Origin of the sequence: Starkeya sp. ORNL1 (assembly GCF_012971745.1) — a bacterium.
GTDB lineage: Bacteria > Pseudomonadota > Alphaproteobacteria > Rhizobiales > Xanthobacteraceae > Ancylobacter.
The window spans coordinates 5,631,880-5,644,109 of sequence record NZ_CP048834.1; the positions used below are offsets into that span (position 1 = coordinate 5,631,880).

General features: G+C 66.6%; 10 protein-coding genes. 8 read left to right on the forward strand and 2 right to left on the reverse strand.

The window, feature by feature from the left end; all coding sequences use genetic code 11:
- The first annotated feature begins 74 nt into the window (after positions 1 to 74).
- From G3545_RS26430 to G3545_RS26450, 5 genes are all read left to right on the forward strand, one after another.
- On the forward strand, positions 75 to 1,061 hold the full coding sequence (locus G3545_RS26430; protein WP_170017269.1) for an ABC transporter permease: 987 nt from the start codon (positions 75 to 77) through the stop codon (positions 1,059 to 1,061).
- Positions 1,051 to 2,211: an ABC transporter permease gene (locus G3545_RS26435; RefSeq protein ID WP_170017271.1), complete on the forward strand. Its 1,161-nt coding sequence runs from the start codon at positions 1,051 to 1,053 to the stop codon at positions 2,209 to 2,211. Before G3545_RS26430 ends, G3545_RS26435 begins: the two co-directional genes overlap by 11 nt.
- Position 2,212: 1 nt before the next feature.
- Entirely contained in the window at positions 2,213 to 3,955 is a 1,743-nt protein-coding gene (locus tag G3545_RS26440) for an ABC transporter ATP-binding protein (RefSeq protein ID WP_170017273.1), read from the forward strand.
- Between the two features lie 36 nt (positions 3,956 to 3,991).
- On the forward strand, positions 3,992 to 4,870 hold the full coding sequence (locus G3545_RS26445; protein ID WP_170017275.1) for an SMP-30/gluconolactonase/LRE family protein: 879 nt from the start codon (positions 3,992 to 3,994) through the stop codon (positions 4,868 to 4,870).
- Positions 4,871 to 4,988: 118 nt separating this feature from the next.
- Positions 4,989 to 5,744 carry a FadR/GntR family transcriptional regulator gene (locus tag G3545_RS26450; RefSeq protein WP_206151340.1) on the forward strand — a complete coding sequence of 252 codons (756 nt, stop codon included), beginning with the start codon at positions 4,989 to 4,991 and terminating at the stop codon, positions 5,742 to 5,744.
- Positions 5,745 to 5,747: 3 nt separating this feature from the next.
- On the opposite strand, the gene G3545_RS26455 is transcribed toward G3545_RS26450, so the two are convergent.
- Entirely contained in the window at positions 5,748 to 6,665 is a 918-nt protein-coding gene (locus G3545_RS26455) for a dihydrodipicolinate synthase family protein (protein WP_170017277.1), read from the reverse strand.
- 132 nt (positions 6,666 to 6,797) lie between these two features.
- A complete protein-coding gene (locus G3545_RS26460) occupies positions 6,798 to 7,631 on the reverse strand; it encodes an amidohydrolase family protein (protein WP_170017279.1) in 834 nt (277 codons plus the stop codon).
- 340 nt (positions 7,632 to 7,971) lie between these two features.
- Here G3545_RS26460 and G3545_RS26465 point away from each other — a divergent pair, with 340 nt between their 5' ends.
- The 3 genes from G3545_RS26465 (at position 7,972) to G3545_RS26475 (ending at position 12,229) form a co-directional block, all read left to right on the forward strand.
- Positions 7,972 to 8,484 (forward strand): sigma-70 family RNA polymerase sigma factor, encoded by a 513-nt coding sequence (locus G3545_RS26465; protein ID WP_170017281.1) that lies wholly within the window; start codon positions 7,972 to 7,974, stop codon positions 8,482 to 8,484.
- A gap of 155 nt (positions 8,485 to 8,639) precedes the next feature.
- Positions 8,640 to 9,650, forward strand: a complete 1,011-nt coding sequence (locus tag G3545_RS26470) for a FecR domain-containing protein (protein ID WP_246702574.1) — start codon at positions 8,640 to 8,642, stop codon at positions 9,648 to 9,650.
- A 245-nt stretch (positions 9,651 to 9,895) separates the two neighbouring features.
- Complete coding sequence (locus G3545_RS26475) at positions 9,896 to 12,229, forward strand: TonB-dependent siderophore receptor (protein ID WP_170017283.1); 2,334 nt, start codon at positions 9,896 to 9,898, stop codon at positions 12,227 to 12,229.
- The last annotated feature ends 1 nt before the right edge of the window (position 12,230 follow it).

A 12,230-nucleotide genomic window follows, 5' to 3' on the forward strand; every position in this document is an offset into this window, starting at 1 on the left:
ATTACAGGAGACGCCGGCCGCTCAATGCCCCCAGCGGCCGGCGCCTCTGCTTTCCCGACCATGCAGGAGGCACCGTGTTCAGCTTCATCCTTCGCCGCCTGCTTTGGATGATCCCGTCCTTCTTCGCGGTGTCGGTCGTCGCCTTCACCATCATCCAGTTGCCGCCGGGCGATTTCGTCACGAGCTACGCCGCCGACCTCGCCACGTCCGGCTCGCCCGCGGACCCCGCGACGCTCGACGCCATGCGGCTGCGCTACGGCCTCGACCAGCCGATGGTGGTCCAGTATTTCCGCTGGGTCGGCAATGCGCTCCACGGCGATCTCGGCATGTCGTTCGAGTATCGCACCCCGGTCGCCGACATCATCTGGAACCGGCTGGGCATGACGGCGCTGGTCGCCTTCTGCACCTTGCTGTTCGTGTGGATCGTCGCGTTTCCGATCGGGGTCTATTCCGCCGTCCGGCAATACAGCATCGGCGACTACATCATCACCTTCCTCTGCTTCCTCGGCATGGCGACGCCGAACTTCCTGCTCGCCCTGTTCGTCATGTACCTGTCGGTCGAGTTCCTCGGCTATTCGGTCGGCGGGCTGTTCTCGCCGGATTATGTGAACGCGCCGTGGGATCTCGGCCGGGTGGGGGACCTGCTCACCCATCTGTGGATCCCGGTGGTGGTGCTCGGCGTCGCCGGCATCGCTTCGCTGGTGCGCATCATGCGCGCCAACCTGCTCGACGAGCTCGGCAAGCCCTATGTCGAGACCGGCCGCGCCAAGGGCCTGCCGGAGCTGAAGCTGATCCTGCGCTATCCGACGCGGGTGGCGCTCAATCCCTTCATCTCGACGGTCGGCTGGATCCTGCCGGTGCTGGTGTCGGGCGACGTGATCGTCTCCAGCGTGCTGAGCCTGCCCACCGCCGGGCCGATCCTGATCCAGGCGCTGAAGACGCAGGACATGTATCTCGGCGGCGCCCTCATCATGTTCCAGTGCATCCTGGTGCTGATCGGCACGCTGCTGTCGGACATCCTGCTCGTGTGGTTCGACCCGCGGATCCGCTATGACAACTGACGCGTCCCCGCCAACCGCGCTGCTGCCGGACCTGCCGCCAAACGTCCCGGCACTGGCACACAAGGGCTCCGCCTCGCAGTGGCAGCTCATGTGGTGGCAGTTCCGCCGCCACCGGCTGGCCATGGTGAGCACCGTCGTGCTGGCCTTCATCCTGCTGGTGGCGGTGTTCTGCGAGTTCCTGGCACCGTTCTCGCCGAACGCCTTCACCCCGCGCTACACCTTTGCGCCGCCGCAGGCGCTGCATTTCTTCGACCGCGATGCCGAGGGCAGCCTGGTATGGCGCCCCCACGTCAATGGCTACAAGGTGACCATCGAGCCGACCGCGCTGCGCCGCATCTTCGTGGTCGACGAGAGCCAGAAATATCCGGTCGGCTTCTTCGTGAAGTCGGATCCCTACGACATGTGGGGGATCTTCACGCTGGAGACCAAGCTGTTCGGGCCGCTGAAGAAAGGCGACCCGATGTATCTGCTCGGCGCCGACCGCCTCGGCCGCGACATGCTGAGCCGGATCATCTACGGCACCCGCATTTCCATGTCGATCGGCCTCATCGGCGTGGCGCTGAGCCTGGTGCTCGGCATCATCCTCGGCGGCATATCGGGCTATTATGGCGGCTGGGTCGACAACATCATCCAGCGCGTCATCGAGTTCATCCTGTCGCTGCCGACCACCCCGCTCTGGCTTGGCCTTGCCGCCGCCATGCCGACCAACTGGCCGCCGCTGCGCATCTATCTCGCCATCACCATCATCCTCTCGCTGATCGGCTGGACCAACCTGGCGCGGGTGATACGCGGGCGCTTCCTGTCGCTGCGCACCGAGGATTTCGTCACCGCCGCGCGGCTGGACGGGGCGAGCGAGCCGCGCATCATCTTCCGCCAGATGGCGCCGTCCTTCGTCAGCCACATCATTGCCGAGGTGAGCCTCGCCATCCCGGCCATGATCCTCGCCGAGACCGCCCTGAGCTTCCTCGGCCTCGGGCTGCAGCCGCCGATCGTGAGCTGGGGGGTGCTGCTGCAGGAGGCGCAGAATATCCGCTCCATCACCACCGCGCCCTGGCTGTTCTTCCCCGGCATTGCGGTGGTGATCGCGGTGCTTTCCCTGAATTTCGTCGGCGACGGCCTGCGCGACGCCGCCGACCCCTACCGGCAATAGCATGGCAGAGCGCATGACCAGCGGGCCCGACGACATCGTGCTGGAGGTGAAGAACCTGTCGACCTGGTTCGACACCGGCCGCGACGTGCTGAAGGCGGTCGACGGCATCGACCTCACGCTCAGGCGTGGGCGCACGCTGTGCGTGGTGGGCGAGAGCGGCTCGGGCAAGAGCATCACCGCGCGCTCGATCCTCAACATCGTGCCGAAGCCCGGCCGCATCATGGGCGGCGAGATATTGCTGCACGGCGCCGGCCCGGACGGCACCGCGCTGAACCTTGCCGCGCTCGACCCCAAGGGCCGGCAGATCCGCGCGATCCGCGGCCGCGACATCGGCATGATCTTCCAGGAACCGATGTCGAGCCTGAGCCCGGTCCACACCATCGGCCACCAGATCACCGAGGCCATCCGCCTGCACCGCCCGATGAGCCGGGCGCAGGCCCGCGAGCGGGCGATCGAGATGCTGGCGCAGGTGAAGATCCCGCGTCCGGAGCAGAGCTTCGACAGCTATCCGTTCGAGTTCAGCGGCGGCATGCGCCAGCGCGCCATGACCGCGATGGCGCTGGTGTGCGAGCCCAAGCTGCTGATCGCCGACGAGCCGACCACCGCGCTGGACGTGACCACGCAGGCCGAAATCCTCGATCTGATGAAGGGGCTGCAGAAGCTCCACGGCATGGCGCTGATGTTCATCACCCACGACATGGGCGTGGTCGCCGAGATCGCCGACGACGTGGCGGTGATGTACCGCGGCAAGGTGGTGGAGCACGGCCCGGTCGACGACATCTTCTTCGCGCCCCGGCACGCCTACACCAAGCAATTGCTGAATTCGGTGCTGGCGCTGGAGCAGCGCTCGCACCTTGCCGGCAAGACGGCGAAGTCGAACCGCGACGACGCCATCCTCGACGTGTCGAACCTGTCGATGTCGTTCGGCGGCCGGCAGCCCTTCTTCGGCCGCAAGCAGGAGGGGCCGGTGAAGGCGCTCGACAATGTCAGCTTCTCGCTCAAGCGCGGCGAGACGCTCGGCATCGTCGGCGAGAGCGGGTCCGGCAAGACCACGCTCGGGCGCTGCATCATGCGCATCCTCGACCCGACCTCCGGCCAGATCGTCTTCAAGGGCCGGGACAGCGCCGGCGTCGATCTCGCCCCGCTGCCGCGCTCCGCGGTCAAGCCGTACTGGCGCGACATGCGGATGATCTTCCAGGATCCGTTCTCCTCGCTCAATCCGCGCATGACGGTGCTGCAGATCGTCGCCGAACCGCTGCGCAACCACGGCATCGTGCACGGCCCGGAGCTGGAGGAGCGCGTGGCCGAACTGCTCCAGCGCGTCGGCCTGCCGCGCGAGGCGATGCGCCGCTATCCGCACGCCTTCAGCGGCGGCCAGCGCCAGCGCATCGGCATCGCCCGGGCCATCGCGCTGAAGCCGCAGCTCATCGTCGCCGACGAGGCGACCTCGGCGCTCGACGTGTCGCTGCGCGCGCAGGTGCTCGACCTGCTGCTCGACATCGGCCAGGAGCTGGACATGAGCTACGTGTTCATCAGCCACGACATCGGGGTGATCCGCTACATGTGCGACCGCGTGGCGGTGATGCATCGCGGCCGCATCGTCGAGCTCGGCGAGACGCAGTCGGTGTGCGACGACCCGCAGCACGCCTATACGCGCTCGCTGATCTCTGCCATCCCCAAGCCTGATCCGCGCCAGCGCGGCAGGACCACCCGCATCCGCTATGAGCTGGAAACCGCGCCCTGAGTCCGGGCGTGCCTTCGTGCCGCGAGGAACCCGCCGATGAGCCAGCCTGACGTCGACTGCGTGCTCGATATAAGGGCCGAGCTTGGCGAATGCCCGGTCTGGTCGCCGCGCGAGAATGCGCTCTACTGGATCGACATATATGCTGGCCGGCTGAACCGCTTCGACCCGTCGAGCGGCGCCAACCGGGTGTGGACGCTGCCCGAGCCGATCGGCTCGTTCGCACTGTGCGAGGATGGCGGCGTGCTGCTGGCGCTGAAATCGGGCCTCGCCCGCTACGATCTGGCGAGCGGCGCGCTCAACCTGCTGGCAAGCCCGGAGCCCGATCTGCCGGGCAACCGGTTGAATGACGGGCGCTGCGATTTCCAGGGCCGCTTCTGGGTCGGCAGCATGGCGGACCCGGTGCAGCCGTCGCGCGCCATGGGATCGCTCTACCGCTTCGGTGCCGACCATCGCTGCGTGCCGGCCTGCGACGGGCTGTTCGTCGCCAACGGCCTCGCCTTCAGCCCGGACGGGCGCACGCTCTATCACTCGGATTCCTATGCGCCGGTGCGCACCATCTGGGCATGGGACCTTGACGCCGACGACGGCGCCATCACCAACCGCCGCGTCTTCGTCGACACCCACGGCATGCCCGGCCGCCCGGACGGCGGCGCGGTCGATGCCGACGGCTGCTACTGGACGGCGGCCAATGATGGCTGGGAGATCGTCCGCTTCACGCCGAAGGGTGAGGTCGATCGCCGCATCGCGCTGCCGGTCGCCAAGCCGAGCATGCTGGCGTTCGGCGGCCCGCGCCTCGACACCATCTATGTCACCTCGATCCGGCCGGCCGCGGTGGAGGGCCAGCCGCAGGCCGGCAGCCTGTTCGCGGTGCATGCCGGCGTCACCGGAGTCATGGAACCGTTATTCAAGGGATAATATAGAGCTTTACTTGTCGGACGATTTTACAAAATACCAGGGAATCGCCAAACTGGTTTCAAGTCGCCTCGAGCGCGCGGTCCAGTGGTAGCCGGAAGCAGAAACAGGAGGTAGAGGCTTGGCCCGGAAACCCGCCGAACTCAAGCTGCGGCACAGGATGGAATGGCCCTCGCAGGCGCCGCAGCGGCCCTCCCGCCTCGGCGACCAGCTCTATGAGCAGATACTCGACCGCATCGTCACCGGTTCGATGGTGGAAGGCGACAAGCTGCCGTCCGAGAGCCAGCTCTCTGAAATCTATGGCGTTTCCCGTCCCGTGGTGCGCGAGGCGCTCTCCCGCCTGCAGGCCGACGGCGTTGTGGTCTCGCGCCACGGCTCCGGCTCGTTCGTCCAGCGCCGGCCCAACCAGGCGCTGTCTCAGCTGGCGCCGATCGGCGATGTCGCCGACCTGATGCGCTGCATGGAGTTCCGCGTCGCGCTGGAGGGCGAGTCCGCCTTCCTCGCGGCGCTGCGCCGAACCCCAGCGGATCTTGATCGAATCAAGCGCGCCTATGACGACCTGGAGCGGGTGATCGCCAATGAGGAGATCGGCAGCGAGGCCGACCAGGCGTTCCATATCGCCATCGCCGCCGCCACGCAGAACCGCCTGTTCGTGCACGCCATGGACGTGTTCGGCGAGCACACGCTGCGCGGCATCGAGCTTGCCCGCAAGCTGTCGCTCCGCCGCAGTGCGCGACGGCTGCAGACGGTGCAGATGGAGCATCTGCGCATCATGAAGGCGATCGAGGCCGAAGAGGCGGAAGAGGCGCGCGAGGCGATGCGCACCCATATCGACAATGCCCGCATCCGCGTGCTGACCGACAGCACCGAGCCGTAATCTCTACGCGGCGATCTGGCCCAGTGTGCCGCTGAACGTGTTCAGCGCACGCGCCACGGGCGCCACGCGCTCGCGCGCCTCCGGCTCCAGGTTCGACAGCAGCGGCAATATGGGGCCCATGTCGGCGATGCCGGCGAGGCTCACGCCGTCATGCAGCACCCGGATCGGGTTGATGGTGTCGCGCAGGGTTTCGAACGGCAGGAAGGCCGCGCGCAGCCGTTCCGCTGTCTCATAGTCCCCGGCCTTCAACGCTTCGAGCACGGCGGTGGAGGCGCGCGGTGCAATCGAAACCGAGCCCGAGGTGAAGGCGTGAAGGCCGAATTCGCGCCAGTGGATGATGGCCGGGCGCTCGCCTATGCCGCTGATGATACGGGACTTGTCCATCCGCTCGATGAGCTCGGCGAGGAAGCTGTCCTCGCTCGGATCGTCGCGCACGATGGCGTATTTGACCGCGGTGACCAGGCCCTTGTCGACGAGGCGGGCGATCGCCGCCGGCGACAGGTAGTTCTCCGCGCGGACATAGGCGATGACCGGCTTGCCGAGGCGCTCGGCGAAGCGGGCAATGCCGTTCTCCGCGCCGGCGACCGTCGAGGCGACCGACGCGGGAAGCACCATGGCGGTCGGAAACGGCCGCGCGCGCAGCGCCTCGACCTGATCCATCATCTTGCCGAAATCCGGCCCGACCGAGGGAATGATCCAGCTTCCGGGGGAGGCCAGTTCCAGCAGCATGTCGAGCGTGGCGGCATATTCGCCGGCCGGGATATTGTAGAAATTGGCGTTGCCGCCATACATCAGCGTCGAGACGCCGCCCTGCTCCATATGCCGGATCAGCGCCGCATTCGCCGCGCGATTGAGCGTGAGATCGGTGTTCCGGGCGAGCGGAGGTACCGCTACGACCGATTTCGTCAGATCGCCGTGCATGGTCGCTCTTTCATGGCCGGCGATGAAGGCCGGTGTGCCACCCTCCCGGCAGGCGCCACCTCGGCACGACCGGATCGTGTGTCGCATTCTAGGGTGGCGCCCCGGGCTGTCAAGGCAAGGCGTAAACTTGTCTTACATCTCGGGAGGCGAAATCCCGAGGATGCGTGCCGCGGTGCCACCCATCACCAGGTCGCGCTCGCGGCCGGTGAGGCCCGGGAAATTCGCGCCCCACGCAATGGCATCCGCATACGAGCAAACCGTGCCGACGCCGGGATAATCCGAGCCGAACATGGTGCGCGCGGCGCCGAAGCGCTCCAGCACGGCGCTGTAGAAGGGGATGATGTCGGCGAACGGGTAGGGGGTTCGCGCATCTTCCGCCACGCACAGCAGCTTGAAACAGACGTTCTCCCGTGCGGCAAGCAAATCGAGATAGGACACGGCGTCGGTTCGGCCATGAATGCCGGCGCCGAGATAGTCGACGATGAAGGGCGTGGACGGATAGCGCGCCGCGAGCGCGGCGATGACCGGAGCCTGATCGATATCCATGTGGAAGGACAGCGAGAGCCTGTGGGCGGCGACGGCTTCGAACAGCGGCCGGCGCTCGTCGGCTGCCAGCCACGAGGCATCGCCCTGGCGGATGAGATTGAAGCGCAGCCCTTTGCACCCGCCGGGGCCGCACCATCGGGCGAGATCGTCATAGGGGCGGGTCGAGCGTGGGTCTATCAGGCAAATGCCGACGAAGCGCTGCGGCCAGGCGGCGAGGCAGGCCATCAGATAGCGATTGTCCCAGCCATACACGCTCGGCTGCACCAGCACGACGCGATCGACGCCCGCGCTATCCATATCCGCCAGCAGCATCTCGACCGGGGCGGCGATTGTCGGCGGCGGCACATGCGCGAGGATAGGCTGCCAGGGGTATTCCCGAACATCGCCGGACCAGACATGGGTGTGCGCGTCAATAATCATGCTTCCCTCAAATACCGGCTTGGCACGAATACCGGCTTGCCTTGTTCGTTGCTAGGTGCGGCCTGAACCGCCGCCGGTTGCCCGGGGCACCATGCTTCGTGGCCGCCCGGCAACATCGCGACGGAAATACTCATCCCCGCTGCACAGTCGCCTCCCGCATCACACGATGAACCGGAACAAAAAAGCACGCGAAATCAACAGGCGACGCGATGCCGGCGTGCCGACCGGAAAACGCCGCACGAGGCACGGAGAACTCCCTAGACCCATTCTAAATCATTAATATTGAACGTGAATTTCTCATTCTCCATTGTGCGCGAAATTTTTCACCGCTCGCCATGGCATGTCGCTCCTCCTGAACACCGCCTTCATAAGCCAGCGCCGTTCCCTGCTGGGCACCGTCCTGCGCATTGTCCGTGACCGCGAGACCGCGGAGGACCTTGCGCAGGAGGCCTATCTGCGCGCCCGCAAGGCCGCGGAGAAAGGGCCGATCGAGAATGTCGAGCCGTTCCTGCACCAGACAGCCCGCAACCTCGCGCTCGACCATGTCCGCCGCCGGCGCACGCGCGAGCGCTACGAAGACGCGAGTGCCGACGCGCAGGACGTCGAGAACATTGCCGCCGACTGCCCTTCGATCGAGACCAAGCTGATCGAGCGCGAGCGCGTGCGCCTGTTCGAGGAGGTCATGCAGGCTTTGCCGGAGCGTGCCCGGCGTGCCTGGGCGCTGTCGTTCCTCGAAGGCTGGTCGTACGCCAGCATTGCCGAGCACCTCGGCGTCTCGCGCAACACCGTCTACAACGACGTAAAGCTGGTCATGGGCCATTGCCATGACGCCCTCGCGCGCATGGACCGGTAATCTCCCTCACAATCCCGCCGCCTGCGCCGCTTCGGCCTTTCCGGGGAGGCGTGCTTCAGGCACCAATGCGCATCGCCGGAATCTTTGTGAAAGGCAGGCTCGTGAGACGTCTTCTCCATGAGAGCATCCGGACTGTCGAACAACGGATAGCCTGAGTGGGACACGGACACGACGACAGCGCACGGCCGGATCGCTACAGCCATCGCGACCCGGCGACCGACGAGGCGCTGGATTGGCTTATGCAGTTGCAGGATGCGCCCGGCGACGCCGCGATGCGGCGTGGCTTCGAGCAATGGCTGGCCGGCGACCCCGCCAGGGGAGAGGCGATTGCGCGGCTGGAGCGGATGCGCGCGCTTCCCGCGCTTCGCGAAGCGACCCTTCAGGATGCATTGCGCCTCGGCGCTGCGCCGGGCGGCGTGGTCGCGATGCCGCGGCGCTCGCGGCCGCGGCGCTGGACCATGGCGGCGATGGCGGCCGCGGCCATCATCCTGCTCGCTGTGGGCCTCCACCAATATCCCCTGCTGGCGATCCGATGGCAGGCCGATTATGCGACGGCAACCGGCGACATCCGGACGATCGCGCTGCCCGACGGCTCGTCCATGACGCTCAACACTGCCTCTGCAGCGGCGCTCGACTTCGCCGACGGACGCCGGCGGGTGACGCTGCTGCAGGGTGAGGCGTTCTTCGACGTCCGCAAGGACCCCGACCACCCGTTCCGGGTGACGGCGCAATTCAGCGCGGCCGAAGTCAAGGGCACCGCGTTCGCGGTGCGCACCGACGACGATGAGGATCGGGTGCTGCTGACGCGCGGCGCGGTAGAGGTGAGCCGGCTCGCCGATCCGCGCGACAGCCGGCTGCTGGCGCCGGGACAGATGGTCGAGGCCACCGCTTCGAAGCTCTCCGATGCCGTCGCCGTCGACCCGAGCCGCCGGCTGGCCTGGCTCGACGGCCGCATCGTCATCAGCGACCAGCCACTCGGCGAAGCGCTCAATGAGCTGCGCCGATATTTTGACGGCGTGATCTTCATCGCCAACAGCCAGGCCGCGGCCACGCCGGTCAATGGCAGCTTCCGCATTGCCGATCCCGAGGCCGCGATCCGCACCCTCGCGGCTTCCGCGGGCGCATCGACCACGCGGCTGCCGGGCGGCGTGCTGATCATTCGCTGAGCCCGATCTAATTTTGTGACGCCCTGTCCCCTCGCGCGTCAGATCGACGAGGGCCCCGGTTGCCGTGCCATGCGGAATGCGGCCCTCGGCGCAATAAGTGAGGGTGGGTTCTGATGGCGAGGCGGACGGACAGGGTCGGTCACGAGGTTGCGGCTGCTCGCGGGGCAGCAGGAGTTCGGCGGTGTTTCGCATCGCTCCTGCTCGGCTCGACCATACTGGGCGGAGCCGTTGCTGCGGGCACGCCTGTGGCGCTTGCCCAGCAGGCCGAACCGGCTGCGCCGACGATCCGCTTCTCGATCCCGGCCCAACCGCTCGCCGGCGCTGTCGATGTCTTCAGCCGCGCCAGCGGGTGGCAGGTCGGCTATTCCTCGCAGATCGCGCAGACCCGGACCCGTCCGGTGTCCGGGGCGATGGCGCCGCGCGAGGCGCTGCAGGCGATGCTCGCCGGAACCGGCATCAGTGTCCGCTATACCGGCCCGCGGAGCGCGGCGCTGGTGGAAGCCACTGCGGCGAGCGCGGGCGATGGCGGTGCCGAGCCGGGCACCATCGCGCTCGACACCATCAGCGTCGAGGGCGAGAACGCCTGGGGGCCGGTGGACGGCTATGTGGCGACACGCAGCGCGACCGCTACCCGGACCGACACGCCCTTGATCGAGACGCCGCGATCCGTCTCGGTGGTGACCGCGGACCAGATCACCGACCAGAAGGCGGTCTCGGTATCCGACGCGCTGGTCTATACGCCCGGCGTCGTCTCGCAGTCGCAATCCTTCAGCCGCATGGTCGACGACGTCATGATCCGCGGCTTCAACGCTGCGGCCGCCTATGGCAGCTTTCTCCGGGACGGCATGAAGCTGCAGTCCAACGTCTATGACGGCGGGCAGGAGCCCTATGGGCTGGAGCGGCTGGAAGTGCTGCGCGGTGCCTCCTCTATGCTCTATGGCCAGCTGGCGCCGGGCGGCATCATCAACGCCATCTCGAAGCGGCCGACCGAGCAGCCGCTGCACGAAGTGAACCTCGAATATGGCAGCTATGACCGCAAGCAGATCTCCGCCGATTTCGGCGGGCCGCTGACGCAGGACGGCACGCTGCTCTATCGCCTCACCGGCCTGTATCGCGACGCCGGGAACTGGGTCGATGATACGCCCGACGACAAGGTCTATATCGCGCCCGCCATCACCTGGGCGCCCAATGACAGCACCAGCCTCACCGTGCTCGCCAGCTACCAGCACGTGAATACGCGGTTCTCCACGCCGTTGCTCTATGAGGACGTCGTCAGCGGAACCATCCCGCGCAACCTGTTCCTCGGCGTGCCGGACTTCGATCGCTATGAGAGCGACATGTACACGCTCGGCTATCTGTTCGAGCACGAGTTCGACAACGGCCTGAAGCTGCGCAGCAAGGCGCGTTACTACCAGGCCGATGTGCAGTGGGACTACATGCAGGCCAATTTCCTGCCCGTCACAGATGGGCAGCTCTATCGCCGGGCAAGCGTGCGTGACGAGGTGTCCTACGGCGTCACTGCCGACAACTCGCTTGAAAAGACCTTCGCGGTCGGCGCGGTGGAGCACAACGTACTGGCCGGGTTCGACTATTACCGGCGTGGCTATGACAGCCACCGCTACCGCGGCACGACCTTCGTGCCGCTCGACATCGATGATCCCATCTATGCCGGCCCCGGGCCGATCGACCCGACCGATCGAGGCTCCGATGCGGTGGGCGATCAATACGGCATTTATCTCCAGGACCAGGTCAAATGGGATCGCTGGGTGCTGCTGCTGGGCGGCCGCTACGACTGGACCGAAAGCACGACGACGGCCTACCAGACCGGTGCCGTGACGGAGCAGAAGGACGATGCTCCCACCGGCCAGGCCGGGCTGCTCTATCTCTTCGACAATGGACTTGCGCCCTATGTCAGCGTGAGCACGTCCTTCTCCGCCCAGCCGGGCGTCAACTATCTGACGCCGAACCTCGACCCGCTGAAGCCCAATAAGGGCCTGCAATATGAAGCCGGCGTGCGCTACCAGCCTGACGGCAGCATCCTGCTGCTCAGCGCCGCGGTCTATCAACTCACCCAGACCAATGTCGTAAGCTATACCGCCACCGGCCTGTCCTATCAGGTGGGCGAGGTGCGCTCGCGCGGCATCGAGCTCGAAGCCCGGGCGCAGTTCGAGGATTTCGGCCTCATCGGTGCCTATGCCTACACGGACGCCGAGATCCTCGACAGTGCCGTTGAATCCCAGATCGGCCAGCAGGTGGAACTGGTTCCCCGCAACACCTTCGCGCTGTGGGCGGACTACAAGCTCTCGCTTGGCCTGCGCGGACTGACGGTGGGCGCCGGCGTCCGCTACATCGGCGAGACCAACATGCTCGACGTCGAGCCCGATGTGCCGGGCTACACGCTGGTCGATGCGATGCTGCGCTACGACCTTGGCGCACTCGACCGCAGGCTTGACGGCACGACGCTGACGGTCAATGCGCGCAACCTGTTCGACAAGCAGTATTTCACCTGCGCCGGCTCCACCGGCTGCCGCTATGGCGAGCCGGCGACGGTCACGGCGACGCTCACCTATAAATGGTAGC